Annotated in this window: 21 protein-coding genes, 1 tRNA gene and 1 pseudogene; 11 read left to right on the forward strand and 12 right to left on the reverse strand. The window is 64.5% G+C overall.

What is annotated here, in order from left to right; genetic code table 11:
- The first annotated feature begins 1 nt into the window (after nucleotide 1).
- Both ACP4XC_RS01130 and ACP4XC_RS01135 read left to right on the forward strand, forming a co-directional pair.
- A complete protein-coding gene (locus tag ACP4XC_RS01130; protein WP_427173056.1) occupies nucleotides 2-172 on the forward strand; it encodes a hypothetical protein in 171 nt (56 codons plus the stop codon).
- Nucleotides 169-810 (forward strand): aminodeoxychorismate/anthranilate synthase component II, encoded by a 642-nt coding sequence (locus tag ACP4XC_RS01135; protein WP_427173057.1) that lies wholly within the window; start codon nucleotides 169-171, stop codon nucleotides 808-810. Before ACP4XC_RS01130 ends, ACP4XC_RS01135 begins: the two co-directional genes overlap by 4 nt.
- A 29-nt stretch (nucleotides 811-839) precedes the next feature.
- Here the strand turns inward: ACP4XC_RS01135 and pknB are convergent, their stop codons facing one another.
- The 7 genes from pknB to ACP4XC_RS01170 are packed head-to-tail and all read right to left on the reverse strand — an operon-like array spanning nucleotide 840 to nucleotide 10,487.
- Nucleotides 840-2,804, reverse strand: a complete 1,965-nt coding sequence (pknB, locus tag ACP4XC_RS01140) for a Stk1 family PASTA domain-containing Ser/Thr kinase (protein WP_427173058.1) — start codon at nucleotides 2,802-2,804, stop codon at nucleotides 840-842.
- Nucleotides 2,805-2,860: 56 nt separating this feature from the next.
- Entirely contained in the window at nucleotides 2,861-4,678 is a 1,818-nt protein-coding gene (locus tag ACP4XC_RS01145; protein WP_427173059.1) for a protein kinase domain-containing protein, read from the reverse strand.
- On the reverse strand, nucleotides 4,675-6,135 hold the full coding sequence (locus ACP4XC_RS01150; RefSeq protein ID WP_427173060.1) for a peptidoglycan D,D-transpeptidase FtsI family protein: 1,461 nt from the start codon (nucleotides 6,133-6,135) through the stop codon (nucleotides 4,675-4,677). The genes ACP4XC_RS01145 and ACP4XC_RS01150 overlap by 4 nt, the downstream gene beginning before the upstream one ends.
- Entirely contained in the window at nucleotides 6,132-7,592 is a 1,461-nt protein-coding gene (locus tag ACP4XC_RS01155) for an FtsW/RodA/SpoVE family cell cycle protein (RefSeq protein ID WP_427173061.1), read from the reverse strand. Before ACP4XC_RS01155 ends, ACP4XC_RS01150 begins: the two co-directional genes overlap by 4 nt.
- On the reverse strand, nucleotides 7,589-9,259 hold the full coding sequence (locus tag ACP4XC_RS01160; RefSeq protein WP_427173062.1) for a PP2C family protein-serine/threonine phosphatase: 1,671 nt from the start codon (nucleotides 9,257-9,259) through the stop codon (nucleotides 7,589-7,591). The genes ACP4XC_RS01155 and ACP4XC_RS01160 overlap by 4 nt, the downstream gene beginning before the upstream one ends.
- Before the next feature lie 2 nt (nucleotides 9,260-9,261).
- Nucleotides 9,262-9,744, reverse strand: a complete 483-nt coding sequence (locus ACP4XC_RS01165) for an FHA domain-containing protein FhaB/FipA (protein WP_427173063.1) — start codon at nucleotides 9,742-9,744, stop codon at nucleotides 9,262-9,264.
- Complete coding sequence (locus ACP4XC_RS01170; protein ID WP_427174974.1) at nucleotides 9,741-10,487, reverse strand: FhaA domain-containing protein; 747 nt, start codon at nucleotides 10,485-10,487, stop codon at nucleotides 9,741-9,743. The genes ACP4XC_RS01165 and ACP4XC_RS01170 overlap by 4 nt, the downstream gene beginning before the upstream one ends.
- A 400-nt stretch (nucleotides 10,488-10,887) precedes the next feature.
- Between ACP4XC_RS01170 and ACP4XC_RS01175 the strand changes: the two genes are divergently transcribed.
- A tRNA-Leu gene (locus ACP4XC_RS01175) sits at nucleotides 10,888-10,970 on the forward strand.
- Nucleotides 10,971-11,116: 146 nt separating this feature from the next.
- Here the strand turns inward: ACP4XC_RS01175 and ACP4XC_RS01180 are convergent.
- Complete coding sequence (locus ACP4XC_RS01180) at nucleotides 11,117-11,806, reverse strand: TetR/AcrR family transcriptional regulator (RefSeq protein WP_427173064.1); 690 nt, start codon at nucleotides 11,804-11,806, stop codon at nucleotides 11,117-11,119.
- Between the two features lie 141 nt (nucleotides 11,807-11,947).
- Between ACP4XC_RS01180 and ACP4XC_RS01185 the strand changes: the two genes are divergently transcribed.
- The 3 genes and pseudogenes from ACP4XC_RS01185 to ACP4XC_RS01195 all read left to right on the forward strand — a co-directional run.
- Nucleotides 11,948-13,333, forward strand: coding sequence for a flavin monoamine oxidase family protein (locus tag ACP4XC_RS01185; protein ID WP_427173065.1), 1,386 nt, complete (start codon nucleotides 11,948-11,950; stop codon nucleotides 13,331-13,333).
- Between the two features lie 227 nt (nucleotides 13,334-13,560).
- A complete protein-coding gene (locus ACP4XC_RS01190) occupies nucleotides 13,561-15,075 on the forward strand; it encodes an APC family permease (protein ID WP_427173066.1) in 1,515 nt (504 codons plus the stop codon).
- Nucleotides 15,076-15,082: 7 nt separating this feature from the next.
- A pseudogene (locus tag ACP4XC_RS01195) lies at nucleotides 15,083-15,280 on the forward strand (pyridoxamine 5'-phosphate oxidase family protein); the annotation flags it as partial.
- A gap of 7 nt (nucleotides 15,281-15,287) precedes the next feature.
- Here ACP4XC_RS01195 and ACP4XC_RS01200 read toward each other — a convergent pair.
- Together ACP4XC_RS01200 and ACP4XC_RS01205 are read right to left on the reverse strand one after the other, a co-directional pair.
- Nucleotides 15,288-15,926 (reverse strand): NADPH-dependent F420 reductase, encoded by a 639-nt coding sequence (locus ACP4XC_RS01200; RefSeq protein ID WP_427173067.1) that lies wholly within the window; start codon nucleotides 15,924-15,926, stop codon nucleotides 15,288-15,290.
- Complete coding sequence (locus ACP4XC_RS01205) at nucleotides 15,919-16,563, reverse strand: hypothetical protein (protein ID WP_427173068.1); 645 nt, start codon at nucleotides 16,561-16,563, stop codon at nucleotides 15,919-15,921. Before ACP4XC_RS01205 ends, ACP4XC_RS01200 begins: the two co-directional genes overlap by 8 nt.
- A gap of 108 nt (nucleotides 16,564-16,671) precedes the next feature.
- Here ACP4XC_RS01205 and ACP4XC_RS01210 point away from each other — a divergent pair, with 108 nt between their 5' ends.
- On the forward strand, nucleotides 16,672-17,061 hold the full coding sequence (locus tag ACP4XC_RS01210) for a VOC family protein (protein ID WP_427173069.1): 390 nt from the start codon (nucleotides 16,672-16,674) through the stop codon (nucleotides 17,059-17,061).
- Nucleotides 17,062-17,224: 163 nt separating this feature from the next.
- Complete coding sequence (locus tag ACP4XC_RS01215) at nucleotides 17,225-17,500, forward strand: hypothetical protein (protein ID WP_427173070.1); 276 nt, start codon at nucleotides 17,225-17,227, stop codon at nucleotides 17,498-17,500.
- 21 nt (nucleotides 17,501-17,521) lie between these two features.
- Here ACP4XC_RS01215 and ACP4XC_RS01220 read toward each other — a convergent pair whose 3' ends face one another.
- Complete coding sequence (locus tag ACP4XC_RS01220; protein ID WP_427173071.1) at nucleotides 17,522-17,926, reverse strand: DUF5997 family protein; 405 nt, start codon at nucleotides 17,924-17,926, stop codon at nucleotides 17,522-17,524.
- A 78-nt stretch (nucleotides 17,927-18,004) separates the two neighbouring features.
- Here ACP4XC_RS01220 and ACP4XC_RS01225 point away from each other — a divergent pair, with 78 nt between their 5' ends.
- The gene (locus ACP4XC_RS01225; RefSeq protein ID WP_427173072.1) at nucleotides 18,005-18,760 is read left to right on the forward strand and encodes a LysR substrate-binding domain-containing protein; all 756 of its coding nucleotides are present in this window, start codon (nucleotides 18,005-18,007) and stop codon (nucleotides 18,758-18,760) included.
- 23 nt (nucleotides 18,761-18,783) lie between these two features.
- Here ACP4XC_RS01225 and ACP4XC_RS01230 read toward each other — a convergent pair whose 3' ends face one another.
- Entirely contained in the window at nucleotides 18,784-19,542 is a 759-nt protein-coding gene (locus ACP4XC_RS01230; RefSeq protein WP_427173073.1) for a GntR family transcriptional regulator, read from the reverse strand.
- A 107-nt stretch (nucleotides 19,543-19,649) separates the two neighbouring features.
- On the opposite strand from ACP4XC_RS01230, the gene ACP4XC_RS01235 reads away from it, so the two are divergent.
- Both ACP4XC_RS01235 and ACP4XC_RS01240 read left to right on the forward strand, forming a co-directional pair.
- A complete protein-coding gene (locus ACP4XC_RS01235; protein ID WP_427173074.1) occupies nucleotides 19,650-20,408 on the forward strand; it encodes a LamB/YcsF family protein in 759 nt (252 codons plus the stop codon).
- A gap of 127 nt (nucleotides 20,409-20,535) precedes the next feature.
- Nucleotides 20,536-21,873, forward strand: a complete 1,338-nt coding sequence (locus tag ACP4XC_RS01240) for an MFS transporter (RefSeq protein ID WP_427173075.1) — start codon at nucleotides 20,536-20,538, stop codon at nucleotides 21,871-21,873.
- The last annotated feature ends 1 nt before the right edge of the window (nucleotide 21,874 follow it).

The raw sequence follows: 21,874 nt of genomic DNA on the forward strand, positions 1-21,874 counted from the left end.
GATGTACGGATGGATTTTCCGCCACCTGCCCGGACCGCTGTGGCTCCGCATCGTTACCTCGCTGGTGCTGATAGCCGGCGCGCTGGTATTGATGGTTCAATTCCTTTTTCCCTGGATGTCACAGTTCACCCAGTTCACCGACTCAACGATTGGTTCAGTAACTCGACAATGAGCACAACCAAGATTCTGGTCGTAGACAACTACGACAGCTTCGTATACACCCTGGTTGGATATCTCCAGGAACTCGGCGCGGAGACAACGGTGGTCAGGAACGACGACGTCACCCTTGCCGAGGCCATCGAAATGGCCGAAGCGCGCGACGGCGTTCTTGTCTCGCCAGGTCCGGGCACCCCCGCGGAAGCGGGCGTCTGCATCGAACTGATCAAATGGTGCGGCAGTCACAACAAACCGATGTTCGGCGTCTGCCTCGGGCATCAGGCGTTAGCTGAGGCCTATGGTGCCACCGTGACCCACGCCCCTGAGCTCATGCACGGCAAGACGTCCTTGGTCCAGCACGACGGGACGGGCGTCTTCGCCGGGCTTCCCTCCCCCTTCACTGCCACGCGGTACCACTCCCTCGCCGCGGTCCGTGAAACCATTCCGGAAGTCCTGGAAGTCAACGCCGAGACGGCCAACGGCGTGATTATGGGCCTGCGGCACCGGACGGCACCTCTGTGCGGCGTCCAGTTCCACCCGGAATCTGTCCTCACCGAGGGTGGATACCAAATGCTGGGAAACTGGCTCGAATCCCTCGGAATGACAGGGGCAGCCGAGCGCGCCGCGAAGCTCAGTCCGCTGATCCAGCACTAACGCTCCGCATTACAGGGCGGTCCACGCGCCTAGGGAGTCAGGCCTCCCAGCATAGCCAGGGCACCCTCGGTTGAGCCCTTCCTTCCCGCTGACGGTGTGGACGTGGGGGTGGGCGTCGGGGTCGGGGTCGGGGTGGGCGTTGGGGTGGGCGCCGGAGCTTTCGCGACTACGACGTTGATGGTCTTGCCTTGATCCACGAGGGCGTTTACCGGATCGCTCTGTTCAGTCACCTTTCCGGGCTCAACCTCGGAGTTTTCCACTTCCCGCACCTGCATGGCCAGTCCCAGGTTCTTGAGCGCGGCCTCGGCCTCGGCCTTGGGCAGACCACGGAGTTCCGGCATGGCCACTTTGCCCGTGGACACAACGAGCTCCACGGTGCTGCCCACCGCCACGGTCTGGCCAGGTGCCGGTTTGGTGGTGATGACGATTCCCGCAGGCACTGAACTGCTGTTCGCCATAGTTGTGGTGGGTGCGCCCACCAGGCCCGCCTGGCGCAGGACATCGCGCGCTGCCGCTTCCGTACGGCCCGGGAGGTTGTCGGGAATCTTTACGGAACTGGGGCCGTCCGAGATATTGAGTGTCACCTTGGATTCGGGTTCCATGAGAGTCCCGGCGTCCGGCACTGTGCCGATGGCGCTCCCCTTGGCGATGGTGTCGTGCGGAATCCTGTTCAGCTGGGGATTGAGTTTGGCGCGGTAGAGCAGCTGCAACGCTTCGGATTCGGACAGCGCTGCAACGGACGGCACCTGGATTTTGGTCACGGCCGGCGGAGGCTGGTTCATCATGTTATACAGCCACAGTCCGCCGCCGGCCAGGACCAGCAGTGTGAAGATCACCAGGGTGGCAATCCAGGTCCGACGCCGGGACTTCTGTCTGGGGGTCCGCTCACGCTCATGCGGGAGGCCCAAGGGCAGCTCGTCAGCTTCCGACGGTTCATAGACCGGTGCGGGCTGGGCGGCCAGTGCCCTGTCATCGCCGAGGGTGGCGTCCTGGGGGGTCCTGAGGCGTCCGCCCGGTGAGTCGTCAAGGAATTTGGCGCCGGTGAGCGAGTAAGCGGTCGCCTGAACCGTCCGGTCCGGCATGGGGACCGTAACATTCGGATCGGTTGGCGCTTCCCCTGCGGGAAGGTCCGGAACGGCCACCCCGTTGCGGGCAGCCCTGAGGGCACGCCGGAAGGCCGCAGCATCCTGAAACCGGTCCGCCCGGTTCTTCTGAAGCGCCTTTGCGAGGACGCTGTCCAGGGCCGGGGACACGTCCGGATTGAAGGTGCTCGCAGGCTCCGGAATCTCCCGGACGTGCTGATATGCCACGGAAACGGGGCTGTCGCCAATGAAAGGCGGCCGGCCGGTCAACATTTCGTAAAGCAGGCATGCCGCTGAATAGAGATCGCTACGCGCGTCCACCGTTTCGCCCCGGGCCTGCTCCGGCGAGAGATACTGCGCGGTTCCCACCACGGCCTGGGTTTGGGTCATTGTGGCCGAGGAATCCGCCATGGCCCGGGCGATACCGAAGTCCATCACCTTGACGGTACTGGAATCCTCGCAAAACATCACGTTGGCGGGCTTGATGTCCCGGTGGACGATACCGGCCTTGTGGCTGTACTCGAGCGCAGACAAAACCCCGAGGGTGAAGTCTATGGCCTGGTCAATGCTGACTTCCTTGGCCCGGATTAGGTCACGGAGGGTCCTGCCCGAGACGAACTCCATCACAATATAGGGCACCCTCACGGTGTCCTCAGGACCGCCCGGGACCGCGTGGTCTCCGGTGTCGTAGATGGCCACGATGGACGGATGGTTCAAAGCGGCCACAGCCTGGGCTTCACGCTTGAAGCGCGCCTGGAATTGCGGATCCCGGGCAAGGTCCGGGCGCAGCAGTTTGATCGCCACCGTTCGTCCCAACCGTGCGTCCACACCCCGGTGGACGTCCGCCATGCCGCCGCGGCCAATCAGCTCACCGAGTTCGTAGCGCCCGTTGAGGACGCGTTGAGTGTTCACTGGAAGGCTGTCCTCTCTGTGCGAGGGAGTACGGGGTGAGTCTGCCACGGTCCGGCCTATTTGCTGGAGGTGGGGCTGGAGCTCGGAGACGGTTGCATGGCCAAGTGGTAAGTCACCACTGAACCGGCAGGTACCTTGCTCCCCGCCCCAGGTTCGGAACTGACGAACGTACCGGCCTTCTGGCCGTTGCTGCCCGCAACGTCCGCGCCCTTGACCCAGCGCAGCCCCGCATTTTCGATCGCTGCCTGCGTCTGGGCTTCGCTGCTGCCCACCCCGATCGCGGGCACGGAGAGCATCTCCGGGCCCTTGGAATAGGTGACCTTGATGGTCGCGCCAGGACTCACAGGACCGGATGGCTCGATGTTGGTGACCGTCCCTGGCGTCGCGTCGTTGAAGACTGGATCGCCATTGACTTGAAGCCCCATGCCGACCAGCTTGCTGCGGACGTCGTTATAGGGCTGGCCCAGATAGGCCTCGGGGATCAGGTTGATGGTCTCCGGTGTCGATTGTGTGGGTGTCGGGGTGGGTGAAGCGCTGGTGGGGCTTGGGCTCGCCGATGTGGGTGACGGCGAGGGGCTGGCGCTCGTTGTTCTGGCGCTGCTGCTGCTGACGGCGCCCTTCGTCGGGAACAGGATGCCCGCTTGGGTAAGAATGATGCCGATCAACGCAAAGAGCACCAGCAGGATTAGTGCAATCAAAGGCCAGGTCCACGGACTGCGTCTGCGGCGTTCAGGTTCCTGGACCGGTTCCTCGTATTCGTCGGTTTCCTCCTGCTCCCAGGTGCGCTCCGCCGCCAGGGCATCAGCGCGTGAAAGTGTGTCCCGCGGACCGGCTCCGCGGGCCGCGGCCGCGGACGCGGCGAGGCCGGCTGCGGCCGCCGCGCCGGCGGCGCCGATAACAGGCAGTGCGGACGTCGCCGTCGTCGATTTGTCCTTTTCCGCACCAGGTTCGATGACCCCCGTGGGTGCCGTGGGAATGTCAACGGGAGCGGTGATGGGGCCGGTGGCGGCGTCAAACAGGAGCATGCCGGGAACCGCGGCATGGGCTGCGGAAATATCGCCTCTGCGGATCGCTTCGGCGGCCTCGGAGAGCTTGATGGCGTTGGCCGGACGGTTCTTGGGGTCCTTGGAAAGCATGGACATCAGCAAGGCGCGCACAGGAGTGGGAAGTGTCTCAGGGAGCGGCGGCGGGGCGTCGTTCACCTGGGCAAGCGCGATTGCGATCTGTGATTCCCCGGAGAACGGACGGTGGCCGGTGAGGCATTCATAGCCGATCACGCCGAGCGAGTAGATGTCCGAGGCGCCGGTGGCCGTCTGGCCGGTGGCCTGCTCCGGGGCAAGGTACTGAGCTGTACCCATGACCTGGCCGGTCTGGGTCAGCGGAACCTGATCGGCAAGGCGCGCGATGCCGAAGTCGGTCACTTTTACGCGGCCGTCAGGAGTAATGAGCAGGTTGCCGGGCTTGATGTCGCGGTGCACCAGGCCCTGTGCGTGCGCCACAGACAGGGCGCGCGCGGTCTGGGCGATCATCGAGAGGGTACGGTCCGGGGAGAGAACCTGTTCGTGCTCGATGATGCTGCTCAACGGCTGTCCTGGCACGAGTTCCATGACCAGGTAGGCGGAGCCCTCTTCCTCGCCGTAGTCAAAGACGTTGGCAATGCCCACATGGTTCAGCAGGGCAGTGTGCCGGGCTTCGGCGCGGAACCGCTGGAGGAAACCGGGATCGCCCGTGTACTCCTCTTTGAGGACCTTGATGGCAACGATCCGGCCAAGGATTAGGTCCTTGGCTTTCCAGACCTCTCCCATCCCGCCAATCGCAATACGCGTGGTCAGCTGGAATCTCCCGCCGAGGGTGATTCCCGATGTAGGCCTCACTTATTCAACACCGCCTCAAAAATCTTCTTCGCGTTCGGACTGGTTAGCTTTGCGCCGGTGGTGATGTCAACGCCTTGCATGACGATGGTGACCTCCACCTGCGGGTCATTGGCCGGGGCAAACCCGGTAAACCATGAGTTGTTCAGGCCGTCGGTGCCAAGCTCCGCGGTGCCGGTCTTACCGGCCACCTGCACGCCTGGAACGGCCGCACCCTTAGCGATGCCGTTGCTGACAACACTGGTCATCCATTCCGTGATCTGGCGTGAAATCTCCGGCGTGGTGGACGTCCGCAGCACCTCGGGTTTCGGCTCGCTGATGACGCGGAGATCCGGGGACCTCACGGCCTTGATCAGGTTTGGCCGCATCTGGACGCCGCCGTTGGCGATTGCCGACGTCATCAGTGCAATCTGCAACGGGGTGGCCCGGACGTCGCGCTGGCCGATGGCGGACTGCGCCAGACCTGCCTGGTCCAGATTCTCCTCAGGGAAGGCTTTCTTGGCATAGTCCAGCTTCAGCTGGTCGCCAAGATCCTGGCCGAAGCCGAATTTGGCGGCCTGGGCAGCAATGGCCTTTTGGCCGAGGTCCAGCGCGATGCTGGCAAACGGCGTATTGCAGGACTGCTGCAGGGCGAAGGCGAAACTCGCGGTGTTCTGCGTATAGCAGTTTCCGCCGGCATAGTTGGGCAGCTTGTACTGGATCCCCGGGAAGGACATCTCAGCCGGGTTGGGCAGTTCGCTGTCCTTGTTGTACTTGCCGGAGCTAAGCGCCGCAGCCGTGTCCACCAGTTTGAAAACCGAGCCCGGGGCAAGGAGCGCGCCGGTGGGTCCGCTCACGGACTGGTTCAGGTTGATGCCTGGCACTTTGTTCAGGGCGTTGTAGTTGGCGGCCTCGGCGTCGGCATCCTGGGTGGCTATCAGGTTGGGATCGTAGGACGGCTTGGACACCATCGCCAAAATGTCCCCCGTTTTTGGATTGGTCACCACAATGGAACCCCGCTGGCCGTCAGGGATCAGGTCGTAGGCCAGCTTTTGGATCTTGGGGTCCAGCGTCAGCTCCACCGACGCGCCTTTGGGCTGGTTTCCGAGGAACAACTGGCCCACACGGTCAAGGAACAACTGGTCCGAGCTGCCGGCAAGCTGATCGTCCATGGCGCGTTCCAGTCCGGTCAACCCGTAGTTCTTGGAGAAATAGCCCGTGACGCCCGCGTAAAGCTCGGGTTGGGTGTACGTCCGCTGGAACTTGCAGCTTTCCGAGCCGGCAACTGACTGTGCCACGGGCGTTCCGCCCACGATGATGGCCCCGCGGTCGTTGCAGTAGTTTTGCAGGATGGCGCGCTTGTTCCACGCGTTGGCCTGTAATTCGTCGGCGCCGACCACCTGGACATAACTGAGCGCTCCGAAGATCAGGGCGAACATGGCCACTGCGGCGATCCATGAGTTCCGAATAGCATGGTTCACAGGTGATTCACCGCTTCAGTAGGAGCATCGGGCCGCGCGGGGGCGGCATTGCGGGAGGATTGGCCGGCCGGACGGGGAGGCTCGGCGGGGGCCTGCTTTTTCTCGTCCTGTCCGTGCCCGGGCGGCAGCGGCGTGGTGTCCACCGGTCCACGCGCAGTGTGGGAAATCATCAGCAGCAAACCCACGATGATCCAGTTTGCCAGCAAGGACGAACCGCCCGCGGCCAGGAACGGGGTGGTGAGTCCGGTGAGCGGGATAAGGCGGGTGACGCCACCGATCACCACGAAGCACTGCAGGGCGATCGCGAAGGACAGGCCGCACGCCAGAAGCTTTCCAAAGGCGTCCCGCGTGCCCAGGGCCGCACGGAAACCGCGTGTCACCAGCAACAGGTACATCAGGACGATGGCGAAGAGCCCGATCAGGCCAAGTTCCTCGCCGAAGGAGGCGACAATCATGTCGCTGTTGGCGAAGGGAACCAGGTTCGGCCGGCCCTGGCCCAGTCCCGTGCCCACAAGGCCGCCGTTGGCCATGCCGAAGAGACCCTCCACGATCTGAAGGCTGCCGCCGAACTCACGCCCGTACACCTCAGGGGTGAAGGCGTTGATCCAGCCATCGATGCGGAGCGCCACATGGGAGAACACCTTGGCGGCCACGAAGCTGCCGCCAGCCATCAGCAGGACACCGATGATCACCCAGCTGATACGGCTCGTGGCGACGTAGATCATCACCAGGAACAGCCCGAAGAACAGAATGGAAGAGCCAAGGTCCCGCTGGAAGACCAACACACCGATGCTCACCAGCCATGCCGTGATCATGGGCCCCATGTCCTTGAAACGGGGGAACTGCAGGGGGCCGACCTTCCGGCCGGCCAGCAGGATGAGATCGCGGTTGGACGATAGATATCCGGCGAAGAAGATGGCCAAGGTGATTTTGGCGACCTCACCCGGCTGGAACGTCATGGAACCGATCTTTATCCAGACGCTTGCCCCCAGGATTTCTCCGGCAGAGATGCCAGGGACGAGCGGCAGAACCATGAGCACGGCGCTGACGGCCAGTGAAATGTATGTGAAGCGGCGGAGGATCCGGTGGTCCTTGAGGAACCAGATCACCACGATGGCCACTGCCATCGCCACCAGGGTCCACCGGAGCTGATTATTGCCGGTGTCCTCGCCCACGCGGTCCAAGCGGTGAATCATAGCCAGGCCGAGACCGTTCAACGCCACCACGAGGGGAAGTATAACTGGATCGGCATATTTCGCTCTGACGCGGAGCACCACGTGAAACGCCAATGCGGCGGCGGCCAGCAGGCTCGACTGGAACCAGAAGTCGGAGTCGAACGCCTTCTCCTGATCCACTCCAACCAGGGCGTTGGCCCCGATTCCCACTGCGAGGGCAAGGAGCAGCAGCGCAAGCTCAACGTTGCGTCGGGGCTTGGGGGTGTTGTCGATCTGTGTCATTTGGATTCCTCGCAGGTGCCCGCGGATTTGCCGGGCGAAGCGGACGGCTGCGGAGTTCCCGTGGGAGAGGCAGCGGCACTGGGTGCCGGTGGCGCGCCCGACGCCGACGCCGGGGGCGGCGTCGCTCCCGCGGACGGTGTGAGGCATTCGTCAGAGGGGGCTGTGGTGCCGGTGCGTTCGAGGTTCTTGACGATGCGCTGCGCATCGTAGAGGTCGCGGGCCGGGACAGTCTGGCGCACGCGCTGCTGTGAGAACTCGGGGAGGTCTGACATCCGGATGTCTGTCACCGTTTCCAGGGTGGAGAGCTGTATGGGGCCGAGCCGCTGTGACACGCCGTTGTAGATGGCCACGCGCTGATCGTATTCGCCGATGTAGTAGCGCGTCTGGGTCCACGCGTATCCAAGCCACAGACCGATGCCAAGGACCACCAGGATCGCGGCGGCAGTGACCAAGGTGACCCAGCGACGCGGCTTGGCCGCGGCTTTGTACTCATCGGTCTCCTCACGGTCCTGGTTGGATTTGTGGGTGAGGACAGTGGCCGCCCGACGGGCTACTGTGCGCCCGGCAATGGTGGGAATGGAGCCTGATTCGGCTGCCGCCGCTGCCGCACCCACGAGCTCATGCGGACGGGTTGAGAGCTCCTCGCGCAGGACGGCTGCGGACAGATGCTCACCGAGGTGGGGATCAGTGGTGGCCGCCGGTTCACCGTGTCTTGCCGGAGGCGCGGCTGCCTCGCCGTCCGTCGAAGCGGGGGCGGCACCTTCGGCCGTCGCACCCGCCGTGTCCACAGTCGCGGATGCGGCGGGTGTGGGCTTTTCGTCCGCAGCCGTGGCCTTATCCCCGTGGGCAGATGCGTCCGGCTCCACGATTCCGACGGCGGCTGTGCGGACGTCGTCAGGAGTCTGTTCAGCGATTTCAAGCATGACGACCGTGACGTTGTCCGGTGCGCCGGCCTCAAGGGTAAGGTCCACAAGTTTTTCCACGCATTCACGCAGATCCTTGGTTTCGCGGACCGTTCGTTCCACCACATGGCCCGCCACGTAGTTCAGGCCGTCCGAGCAGAGCAGCCATCGTTCGCCAGGCTCCACGTCAAGGGTGGCCAGATCGAGTTCGGGGCTGGCATCGACATCCCCGAGGACCCGCATCAGGACGTTCTTGTGCGGATGGGTTTCCGCCTCCTCGGGGCGCAGGCGCCCCTCGTCAATGAGCCTTTGGACGAACGTGTGGTCGACGCTGATCTGCTTGAATTCGCCGTTGCGCAGCCTGTAGGCCCGGGAGTCGCCGATATGGGCGAAATGAAGCTTCCCTTCGGCCAGGAGCAGGGCCGTAACGGTGGTGCCCATGCCGGCAAGCTTGGGGTTGATGTGGACCAGCTCTGACAGCAGGGAGTTGGCCGTCTGAATTTCATCCGCAAGGACGGTCCCGGCGTCGCCGTCGTAGTCTCCGTGGTCGAGGTGGAGCATGTCCAGCACCGTCGCCGCCGAGGCAACGTCACCGCCCGCATGGCCACCCATTCCGTCGGCAACAACGGCGAGGTGGCGGCCCACATATGCGGAGTCGTCATTCTTGGCGCGGATACGTCCCACGTCGGAGCGTGCGGCATAGCGCAGGATGAGCGGCCGCTTCGAGGCCTCGGCCTTCTCTGCGGGAATCTCGGGCACGGCCACGGCTACGGCCTCAATTCGATGACCGTCTTGCCGATTCTCACGGGGACACCGAGCTCCACCGGCAGTGCCCTGGTGAGCTGCTGATTGGCCAGGTACGTGCCATTAGTCGAGCCGAGATCCTCAATGAACCAGCGGCTACCCTGCGGAAACAGCCTGGCGTGCCGGCCGGAGGCGTAGTCGTCCTCAAGAACGATCGTGGCCTCCTGCGCGCGGCCCAACAGGATGGGGCTGTCTGCGAGGGGGATGCTGTGACCTTTGAGGGGCCCTTCCGTGACCACGAGCTGGTGGGCCTGCTGCCTTACGGGAGCGGGTGCCGCTTCGGCCAGCTCCGGGTGCTTGCGCACTTGGCGGGCGGTGGGGGCGCCAGTGGCTGCCTTGCGTCCGATCATCAAATCCCTACGCATGGCAGAGACAATGCTGAAGATGAGGACCCACAGCAGGATAAGGAATCCAAACCGCAGGGCTGTGATGGTCAGTTCGCTCACGGGCGGCCACCAGTGCCGGAGGGCAGTAGTCGGAAGATGATTTTGGTCCGTCCCATCGTGATGGTGGAGCCGTCGGTCAGATCCACGCTGCCGGCAACCTTGTGTCCGTTGACGTAGCTGCCGTTGGTGGATCCGAGATCGACTGCCTGCGTGATGCCGTCCGTGGTGCGGATTTCAAGGTGGCGGCGGGAAACCCCGGTGTCATCCACCAGGATGTCCGCTTCCGAGGAACGTCCCAGCACGATGGACGGGGCATTCAGGGAGTAACGCTGGCCATCGATGTCCAGGACTGGTTGAAGCCGCACTGGCTGCCTGCTGGGAGCCGCTGGCACATTGTTGCGGGGAGAGGGCTGGGCAGGTGCGCCCGAGGCTTTCTTCTCGGTTTTGGATGTGATTTCAAAGTCGCCGGCACGCACTGCTTCGTCGCGCCGGAAGGAAATCCTGACCGGACCCTGGAGCGTGTAGCCCTGGCTGCGGACGTGGTTGATAACCACGTCGCACAGCTCTTCAGCCAGCGGCGTGCCCCATTCCTGTGCGCGCCGGAAGTCGTCGTCGCTGAGGTGAACATCAAAAACATTGGGGGCCAGGGTGCGGCCGGCGGCGATGGTGACGGCCTTGTGGTCCACCTCCCGCCGCAACCGGCTTGCAATCTCGACAGGTTCCACCTGGGCGCGTGAACCGGTGGAGAAGACACCTCGGACAGCCTTTTCGATGCCGCGCTCGACTTTGTCCAGCAATCCCATGGTCACTCTCCTTTCCTGACGGCTGCGGGCAGCACACGTTTTGGAACTCGGTTCACAACACTTGTCACAACACCCGATACAACACGCATACGAACACGCTCTGGAGCCCGCCGGGCACGGGCACTCCTACATCAGATACTACTGGGCACGGCTGGGAATGACCTTAACGCGCACCGCCGGGGCGGACAGAATAGTTCTCAGCGGACGCGCCACCGGACAACTTTTCCGCGCGCCCGGCGTGGCTGCGAAGATGTCCAAGCGGGGGTGGCGCAAGGCCGTGCGGGGACACCGAAATGGCCCGATTGGTGTTTTGCCGGGATTGTCCGTTATGCTTGATCTCGCTGCTTTTACGAGGTTGCTGGTCCGCGAAATCGGGCTGATTGCACGTGAAAGAAGTTGCGCGCGAGTGGCGGAACGGCAGACGCGCTGGCTTCAGGTGCCAGTGTCCGAAAGGGCGTGGGGGTTCAAATCCCCCCTCGCGCACGCAATTACAAGGAACCCCGGTCTTCGGACCGGGGTTCCTGTGCGTTAACCCTGGTCATGCATCACAGCTGCTTCCTCAACCCGGTGGCGCCCGGCCGAATGAACCCAGGAGGCTCCGGCTCAGTTTCGATGCCCGGCGTCGCCTGTTACCTCCGGAGCGCTCCCAACCCGGAAATGAGGGCCTCCAGGCCCAGGCTGAACGCCACGTCCGCGGGCTTCTCATATCCCTGGTCCGCCAGGCTCCGCACCGCCCCGGTGAAATTTGGGGTGGCTTCGGCCATGCTGCCGGAGTCGAAAATGTCCGCAGGAGCCGTGACGTCATAAGCCGAGCCGAAGATGAACGATTCGAGCGCCACGATTGCGGAGATGATGCGGTCCTGCGGAAAACCGGCCTGCCGGAAGCCGGCACTCACGGCCTCGTACATGGCCAGGGTCTGCGGCGCGTCCGTGACAGGCAGGACGGCGATGACGGGAATTAGTGGCGTGTGTTTGGAGAAGACGTCCCGGTAACTCCAGGCCCACTGGCGCACCGCCTCGTCCCAGGGCTCACTGCTGAATGCCGTGACGTCCACCAGTGCGGTGAGGTGGTCCTCGACCAGGAGCAGTACGTCCCGTTTGGATTCAACATGGTTGTAAAGGGCCGACGGCGCCACGTTTAGCGAGCGTGCCAACGCGGCCATGGTGAGCCCGTCATAGCCACTCTTCCCGATAAGGACCAGAGCCGCTGAGGTAATGACACCCTGATCCAGTACCGCTGCAGCGGGCCTGCCCACCCGGCGTCGCGCAGTCGTCTGGGGCAGCTGGGAATCCGTGGTGGGGCGATCGGCTGCCGGCATCGTCGGCCTTTCTCCTGGCGGGGTCCCCAGCATTATTCCATTTACCTCTTCCGGGACGGGGATGGAACCGCTATAGTCATCCTAAATGAATGGCATTCATTTAGTGGCCCGCATCACTCCAGCGGCCACGGAGAGGACATCATGTTGGAACTTGACCGCGACGTCGTCGTCGTAGGCGCTGGCCCCTCGGGCCTCACGGCGGCACGCGAATTGAAAAAGGCCGGACTCAGCGTCGCCGTGCTGGAGGCGCGGGACCGTGTTGGCGGCCGCACGTGGACGGACACCATAGACGGCGCCATGCTGGAAATCGGCGGCCAGTGGGTCTCGCCGGACCAAACGGCCCTCCTGGAACTCCTGGACGAGCTGGGCCTGGAAACCTACTCCCGCTACCGCGAAGGAGAATCGGTCTACATCGGCGCCGACGGCAAGAAAACGCGCTACAGCGGAGATTCCTTCCCCGTCAGCGACACCACGGCCGCCGAAATGGACAAGCTGATTGGCCTGCTGGACGGGCTGGCGGCGGAAATCGGCCCCGCCGAGCCCTGGGCGCACCCCAGGGCGCGCGAGCTGGACACCGTCTCTTTCCACCACTGGCTCCGTGCCAACTCGCCGGACGAAGAAGCGTGCAACAATATCGGACTGTTCATTGCCGGCGGCATGCTGACCAAGCCCGCGCACGCGTTTTCCGCGCTTCAGGCCGTCCTGATGGCCGTATCGGCCGGTTCCTTCAGCCACCTGACGGATGAAGACTTCATCCTGGACAGGCGGGTTGTCGGCGGGATGCAGCAGGTTTCCCTGCTGCAGGCGCAGCAGCTCGGCGGCGACGTCATACTTAACAGTCCCGTGCGCAGCATCGATTGGGAGGAAAACGCCGACGGCGGCACCCGCGTCAGGGTGATTTCCGACCGCGCAACGGTCAACGCCCGCTACGTGATCATGGCTGTGCCCCCGAACCTGTACTCCCGCGTTTCCTTCAACCCCCCGCTGCCGCGACGCCAGCACCAGATGCACCAGCACCAGTCCCTGGGCCTGGTCATCAAGGTCCATGCCGTCTACGGCACGCCGTTCTGGCGCGAGAACGGCCTCTCGGGCACCTGTTTCGGTGCGGACGCCCTGGTGCAGGAGGTCTACGACAACACCAACCACGGCGATTCCCGCGGGACGCTGGTGGGCTTCGTCTCAGACGAAAAGGCCGACGCCGTGTTCGAGCTGAGCGCGGAGGACCGCCGGAGCGCCATCTTGGAATCCATTGCCGGATTCCTCGGCGAGCAAGCCCTCAAGCCTGAGGTCTATTACGAATCGGACTGGGGTTCCGAGGAATGGACCCGCGGGGCGTATGCCTCCAGCTACGACCTCGGTGGCCTGCATCGCTACGGCAAGGACCAGCACCGGCCCGTGGGGCCCATTTACTGGTCATCCTCCGACCTCGCGGCCGAAGGCTACCAGCACGTGGACGGCGCAGTCCGCATGGGTAAGCGGACAGCGGCCCGCGTGGCCGAACTGGCGCGCGTCTCCGCAGCGGCGTGACCCGCGACTGAACAAAGAACAAGCAACAGTCCATGAACAGCCCCGCAATCGGCCGGACCGAACCGCTCAATGTTCCTGGGCACGACGGTGCCCGGGCACGACGGCCAGCCGCATTTTGGGCGCACTGCCGGTGCCGAGGATTGTGGCGCCAAGCAATCATGAAAGAAACCCGAGCCGGACGGCTCGATCCATTCAACGTCGAATGACCTCTCCGGAAAGACAACCCCATGACAACAGCAACAGAGCCGGCCAAGGCGGCGCATAAAACCTTGAGCGACAAGGGACTGAAGGCCGGATCGGTGGGGCTGATCGGTGCCGTGGTGATTGGCGTGTCCTGCATTGCACCGGCCTACACCCTCACCGCGGCGCTGGGGCCCACCGTGTCCGAGGTGGGGGTCCACCTGCCGGCCATCTTCCTCGTTGGCTTCATCCCCATGCTGCTGGTGGCCCTTGGCTACCGTGAGTTGAACAACGCCATGCCGGACGCCGGGACCTCCTTCACCTGGGCGTCCCGGGCATTCGGGCCGTGGATCGGCTGGATGGGCGGATGGGGACTGATCGCGGCCACCATCATCGTGCTCTCCAACCTCGCGGCCGTCGCCGTCGACTTCTTCTACCTCATGCTGGCCCAAGTGTTTGGCAATCCGGACCTGGCCGAGCTCACCACGAACCTGCCGCTCAACATCGCGACGACCCTCGTGTTCATCACCCTGGCGTGCTGGATTTCCTACCGCGGCATGGAGACCACCAAAACGGTCCAGTACGTGCTCGTGGGGTTCCAACTGCTGGTGCTTGGCTGGTTCGCAGCGGCGGCCTTCAGCCATGTGGCCGACGGAACCGCCTTTGACGCGACCGCCATTGCACCCGACTGGTTCAACCCCTTCGCGGTGGAATCCTTCTCGGCCTTCGCGGCCGGCGTGTCGCTGTCCATCTTCATCTACTGGGGCTGGGACGTCACGCTGACCATGAACGAAGAGACCAGGAACCCCAAGAAGACCCCGGGCCGCGCCGCCACCGTCACCGTGTTGGTCATCGTGATCATTTACATGACCGTCGCGCTGGCCACGCTCTCCTTCGCCGGAATCGGCGACACCGGGCTGGGAGCCGGGAACCCCGAAAACCAGGGCAGTATCTTCGCCGTCCTCGCCGGCCCGGTGATGGGCCCCTTCGCCATCCTGATGTCCCTGGCCATCCTCAGCAGCTCTGCCGCCTCGCTGCAGTCAACGTTCGTCTCCCCGGCCCGCACGCTCCTGTCCATGGGGCACTACAAGGCCCTGCCGCAGAAGTTCGGCAGGATCAGCCCCACGCACAAGTCGCCGAGCTACGCCACGATCGCCTCGGCCGTGGCCGCCGCGGCGTTCTACGTCATCACCCGCACCACCTCCGAGAACGCGTTGTGGGACACCATTACGGCGCTGGGCATGATGATCTGCTTCTACTACGGGATCACGGCCCTGGCCTGCGTGTGGTTCTTCCGCGCCCAGGCCTTCAGCGGGGCACACTCCTTCTTCTTCAAGTTCCTTGCACCGTTGCTGGGGGGCGTCATCCTGCTGGTGATGTTCGTCAAGACCGCCTACGACTCCATGGACCCCGGGTACGGTTCCGGCTCTTCCATCGGCGGACTGGGCTTGGTGTTCATCCTGGGGATGGGCGTGATTCTGCTGGGTGTGGTCCTGATGCTGATCATGTACAAGATCCGGCCCGAATTCTTCAGGGGGCAGGTCCTGTCCCGGGGCATCTGAGCCGAATGTGTGGAACCAGGCGGTCGAAGCGTGGTTCCCCGACGGTCCAGACACCCCCGACGTGGTGCTGCTCCGTGTGGACTCGGACTCGGCCGAATACTGGACCAGCCCCGGCGGGAATGCGGCGACGGTCCTGCAGTGGGTCAAGTCCAAGGTCACGCACAGCCGGATGAGCATGGGTCAACGCGGAACCGTGGAGCTGTAAGCAAGTCTCAGTCGAGGATCTTGAGCCCGGTGGCCCAGTTGAAGGTCTCATAGGCCGGATTGACCTGTAACGCCATGACCAACAACTGGAAGCCCTCGAGCTCGCGGGCGTGGCGCAGGGCGCCGACTTGGAGCGGGCGCAGGCCGGCAGCGGTGACAAATGCTGCCACCTCGTTGCGGGCGCCTTCAAAATCGGAGGCGATAAAAACATCCAACGGCATTCCGCCTGCGGAGCCCGCGGCGAGGGGACCTGCGAAGGTGGTATTGAAGGCCTTGACCACCCGGGCACCGGGGAGGAGCGCCGCTATCTCCTCGGCGGCGGAGGTTCCGGGGCCCACCATGAGCGAATCAAAGGTCTCCATGTTCACCGGGTTGCTGATTTCGATCACGGTCTTGCCGCTGAGCGTGTCGCCAAAATGCGTGGCCACCTCTTTGGCGGGACCAAAGTGCAGGGCAAGGACCACCAGATCTCCGGTTGGACCTTGGCTGAGGCCTCCGGATGAAGTTTCACCGCCCAGTTCGGTGGCCAGTTCGGCGGCACTGTCCGGGGTGCGATTGAGGATCTGAACGGTGCGTCCTGCCGCCACAGCGCGGGTTCCAAGCGCACGGGCCATGCTGCCGGCTCCGATGATGGTGATATCAGTCATGGTTTGGTTCCTCCAGCTCGGCCTGCGCGGTATGTGGGGTGGAAAGTGCGGCGTTCAGGTTCACTCCGGCTGCCCGCTCGGCAGCGGCCAAGGCCCGTTCCAGCCGGGCGACAGCCTGGCCATAGCCAGCGGCGTCACTGCTTTCCTGCAGCCGCGCTGCCAGTTTCATCGCCTTGATGAACGCGGCCGTTTCGGGCTGGGATGGGTCGCTCATCCCAGGAAAATCGATGCAGTAGGCAGGTTCGAGTTCGTACCGCCGCCAGCGCGCCAGAATGCTCCGGTGAACGGCAGCCGCCTTCCGGTGGGCTGCCGCCTCCCGTTGCTGCTCCAGCACGGATTCCTGCCTGCTGACAAGCCGCGGGGCGGCTACGAACGCGCAGGCGCCGGCAACAGATCCCACGGTGGCTACTGCCAGGCCCGCCAGCGGCGAAGCCAAGGCCGGAATAACAATGGCGGGAAGAATAATGACCAGTCCGGCGAAACCGTCCCAGAAGATAGCATCTGTCACTTCCCCGGACGCGCGGATCAGATGCTGCCGGGCGGCGGAGGCGGACACGGCGGCCGCCAGGACCACAACGGCGGCGCAGACGGCCAGCTGAATGGGCCCCATCGGGAAAGACGCTGTAATGGTTGACACCGCTGCACCTCCAACGCAACCGCGTGCATGGTTCCGCTAGTTCTATTGGAGTCCCAGGACGTCCGGCCGTCAATGGTGCTCCATGGGGGCTGCGGTAGCCTAGGCGTCATGCGACTGAAAATGTGCAGCATCCACGTGAAGGATCCCAAGGCTGCCCACGAGTTCTACACGGGAACCTTGGGCTTTCAGACCCTGATGGCCATGCCGGAGTACAACCTGTACATCGTAAAAGACCCTGGCGGCGGGAGCGGCAGCTCAGGTTCCGTGGGCCTGCTGCTGGAACCCAGCGACAACCCGGTGGGTGCGGCTTACATGAACGGACTGCACGACGCCGGCATTCCGGCGATAGTGTTCGGCGTCCCGGATGTGAGGGCGGAGTACAAGCGGCTTGGCGCCCAAGGAGTGATCTTCCAAGCAGAGCCTTCCGAGGGCCCCACTGGGGTCTCGGTTATCCTCGATGACGGCTGCGGGAACTACGTTCAGCTGCACCAGGACTGATGGTTCCAGCCCTGTTCGGCACTTGACGCCTGTCCGGGGAAATTTTTCGATAACCGCCATGCCGATTTCACGCCCCGTTAATCGGGGCGCCGTAGCTTGGTTCCTTAGGCATTTGCGGCGCAGCAATGTGTGCCGCAGGCACTACCGCTGGAAGGGAATCATCATGGCCGATATCGCCGCTGTTTTGGGACGGCTTACGCCGGAAGAACTTGATGAACTCCGGGCTCTGGGCCCCCAAGGACACCTGACCAGAGAGCAGACTGACGCCTTGGACCGCGCAGCGGGCGGTTCCGGCGCGGGCCGCGGCTATTACGTCCCCACTGGCAGTGTCAGCGCCACGGGCGGACCGCACGTTGTGTTGCGCAGCGATGTGTCCGGCTGGCTATTCGGGACAAGCGGTGAGCAAGGCCACCACGAGGGAGTGCCGCGGAGCCGTTAGGCCGCCCGCTCTCCTACCGGTCTATTCAGCCTGCGCGCGCGCTTTCTTGGCGTCCTTTTTTGCGGCCTCCTCCTTGACACGCTGGGCTTCGGCACGCACCGCTGCGTGCGTTGCGCGCTCGGCCACGAGCCAGGCCGGGGGAGCCTGGAGCAGCGCGGTGATTTCCGCCGTCGTCAGCGCTTCCTCAACGCCGCCGCGGGCCAGGCCGCTGATGGAAACGTTCAGCTTCTGCGCCACCACCGGGCGGGGGTGCGGCCCGTTGCGGCGGAGTTCGGCCAGCCACTCCGGGGGGTTGGCCTGCAGCTCGGCGAAATCGGCCCGGGTGATAACCGAATCCTGGAACTCCTGGGGTGTTGCCGGCAGGTAGATACCAAGCTTCTTGGCAACGGTGGCCGGCTTCATGGACTGGGAGTTTGCAGAGGTCATGCTTCAAGGGTATCCGGCGGCCGGCCCGCAGGGCACCACGCGGGCACCGTGCGCCTGTACTGGCGGTACTGTGAACGTGTGTCCGCTGAAGATTTTTCCCCCCAGACCCCCGCCGATTCCACGCCTCACGAACACTCCGGGCCCGCGGGGCGGGTGCTGCGTTTCGCCTACGTGGCCGGCGTGACGCCGGGCAAGTGGATCCGGCGCTGGGAAGAACGCGTGTTGGACATCCCGCTGCAGTCCTTTATGGCAGACGACGGCGCGCAGCTGACGGTCTTGCGCGATGGTACCGCTGACCTGAGCTTCGTGCGCCTGCCCGTTGAACGCGAGGGCCTGAACGTGATTCCCCTCTATGAGGAGCAGCCGGTTGTGGTGGCTCCCAAGGGGCATGAGATCTCGGTGTTCGAAGAAGTGGCCCTGGCGGACCTGTCGACTGAGACTCTCCTTGACGTCCAGGAGCTCGGCGGTCCCGAAATGGCCCTGCACGTGGTGGCCTCCGGCGCGGGCTTGGCGATCCTGCCCATGTCGGTCGCCCGCCACTTCAACGTCAAGGACACCGTGGCGCGCCGTCTTACCGGGGCACCTGTGACGGAGATCGCTCTGGCGTGGCCGAGCGAATCCACTGACGAAGTGATCGAGGAGTTCATCGGCATTGTCCGCGGCCGCACGGCGCAGAGTTCACGGCAGCCCTCCGCCCAGCAGGAGAAGCCGAAGAAGGAACCGAAGCCGGACCGGCGGGGACCAACGGTGAAGAAGCCCAAGGTGGCGCAGCGCTACGCTCCCAACCCTGACAAGGGCCGGGGCAAGGGCTCACGGAAAAAAGGCAAACGGTAGGTCACGGGAGCCAGCCAATCGCGCTACCCCTCGTGGACGGCAGCCTGCTTTTCCTCTGACCGGTCCAGATAGGCGAGCAGGAGATCCCCGGCGCGGTCCAGTTCGCCGGCCTCAAGGGCTGCGCAGATCTCCTCGTTGTCTTTGAGATATCCGCGGTAGAAGTTCGCGTCCACGGTGGCCTTGTGGAAGAAGAGGCGCATCTCGGCCAGTACCTGGGACATGATGGTGTCCAGCCGCCGGCTTTCCGCCAGAGCCACGATGGCTCCGTGGAAGTGCTGGTTCGCATTGCCCAGTCCCTCGTCGTCGTTTGCGGCCGCGGCGAGCTTTCCCTCCTCCACCGCTGCCCGGACCGCCGCCACCCGGTCGGTGCTGCCGCCGCCGCGGATGGCGCTCACCTCGATCACCCGGCGGACAGTGTACACATCGTGGATGTCGGCGGCGTCGAGGCTGGCCACGAAGACCCCCCTGTTGGGGTGGCGGACCACCAGCCGCTCGCCCGCGAGTTCCGCGAATGCCTCGCGGACGGTGTTGCGGGACACGCCAAGGTCTTCGGCGATGGTGGATTCGGTCAGCCGCTCACCAGGCAGGAGCACTCCTTCGGCCAGCTGGAGGCGCAGTTCGTCGGCCACCCTATCCGCCACCGACGGGACCACTACCCGGAGTCGGGCGGCGCCTCGCTGGACGTCCCCCGGGACCCCGGCCGGGGGGTTGGGTCGAGCGCCTGAGATCGTGCCGTTTCCTGCGCGGATACTGCTGCGGACTTCTGCATCGGAACTGGCCATACTTCAGAATTTACACGATCGTCACATCGTTGAATCGAAGGATTGTTGAACAATCCGCAGATTTGGTGCATCCTAGATAGGGAACACCAATGAGACGAGGATCACAAATGGCAACCATCGACCTGAACAGCGACGTCGGAGAGTCCTACGGACGCTGGACTCTCGGCGACGACACGGCGATGTTCCGCTCGGTCTCCAGCGCCAACGTCGCCTGCGGTTTCCACGCCGGGGATCCCACCGTGATCCGCCGCACCTGCCGTGAAGCGGTCCAGGCCGGCGTCATGATTGGGGCCCACGTGGGCTACCGGGACCTCTCCGGCTTTGGCCGACGGTTCATGGACATCGACCCCACCGAACTGGCCGACGACGTCGTCTACCAGATCGGCGCCCTCCAGGCGCTGGCCGCCACAGAGGGCGGCCGGGTCATGTACGTCAAACCGCACGGCGGCCTCTACAACGCGATCGTTTCCCACACCGCGCAGGCGCGTGCCGTCGTTGACGCCGTCAAGTCCATTGACCCGGGGCTGCCGATTCTGGGCCTCCCGGGTTCGGAGGTCCTGCGCCTGGCGGAGGCCGCCGGACTTCGCGCGGTCTCCGAAGCCTTCGCGGACCGGGCCTACAACCCGGACGGCACCCTCGTTTCTCGAACGCTCCCCGGGGCCGTCCTGAAGGATCCGGCCCTCGTGGCCGAGCACGTCCTGCGGATGGCGGCCGATTCCGCTATCCGCACGGTGGATGGCTCCATCCTGAAAATCCGTGCAGAGAGCATCTGCGTCCACGGTGATTCCCCCGGGGCCGTCGCCATGGCGGAAGCCGTGAGGGCCGCACTTCACGACGCCGGCATTACCACCGCAGCCTTCGTTTAGGCCCTGGCAGCGCACCGAAGCCGCTCCCTGCGGAGCATCGATTGGGCATTGGTTCGCCAGCGGTTCGCCACCCACCACCTCATCCACCACCCAGCACAGGCAGCACCCGCACACCTGGAGGAAAACCATGACCACACCGCACCCGGCCACCCCGGCCACTGCCACAAGGAAGCTGCCGCCCGGCGCACTGAAGGCCTACATCGCCAGCCTCACCGGCACGTCGCTCGAATACTACGACTTCGCCATCTACTCCGTGGCCTCGGCCCTGGTCTTCCCCAAGATCTTCTTTCCGGGCAACAACGAATTTGTCGGGCTGTTGCTCTCCTTCTCGGCCTTCGCCGTCGGCTACCTGGCACGGCCGATCGGCGGCATCGTCTTCGGGCGGCTCGGCGACAAGATCGGCCGTAAACACGTTCTCGTGGTCACGCTTATGCTCATCGGCGCCGCCACGGTCCTGATTGGCGCCCTCCCGGACTACTCGGTGATCGGCGTCGCTGCGCCCGTCCTTCTGGTTCTTCTCCGCCTTGCGCAGGGAATCGGCGTGGGCGGAGAATGGGGCGGCGCGGTGCTGCTCTCCAGTGAATTCGGCAGTGCCACCAGGCGAGGGTTCTGGTCCTCCGCGGCCCAGATAGGACCGCCGGCCGGCAACCTGATGGCCAACGGCGTCCTGGCCGTGCTCGCGGCGACCTTGAGCAACGAGGCTTTCGTGTCCTGGGGCTGGCGCGTGGCCTTCCTGGCTTCCGCACTCCTGGTGGTCTTCGGACTCCTGATCCGGCTCAAGCTGGAGGAAACCCCGGTCTTCAAGGCCATCCAGGCACACGGTGAGGCACCGAAGGCCCCCATCAAAGAGGTGTTCACCAAGGAACCCCGCGCTCTCGTGGCCGCCGCCCTCTCCCGTGTGTGCCCCGATGTCCTCTACGCCCTGTTCACGGTCTTCGTCGCGGTCTACGCCACGAAGCAGCTGGGCATGACCGCCGGCAACGTGCTTGGTGCCATCCTGATCGGGTCCGCCTTCCAGTTGGTGCTGATCCCCGCGGCCGGTGCCGTCACGGACCGCTTCAACCGCCGCCTCGTCTACGGCCTCGCCGCAATCGGAACCGCCGTCTACATCCCGCTGTTCTTCCTCATGATTGAGGGCAAGTCGGTGCTGATGCTCACCATCGGCGTCGTGATCGGCCTGGCCTTCCACGCCTTTATGTACGGCCCCCAGGCGGCTTACATCACCGAGCAGTTCCCGGCACGCCTGCGCTACGCAGGCAGCTCGCTGGCCTACACACTCGCCGGCGTGATCGGCGGCGCCGTCGCACCGCTGATCTTCACGGCACTTTACGCCGCCACAGGCAACTGGTACCTGATCGCGGGGTACCTCGGGCTGGCCTCCGTGGTAACCGTCGTCGGCCTGGCCATCGGCCGGAATCCGCAGACCCAGGAAGAAGAGCGGCTTCTGCAGGAAGCCCGCGCCTGAG

This window comes from Arthrobacter sp. 92 (assembly GCF_050260325.1).
GTDB lineage: Bacteria > Actinomycetota > Actinomycetes > Actinomycetales > Micrococcaceae > Arthrobacter.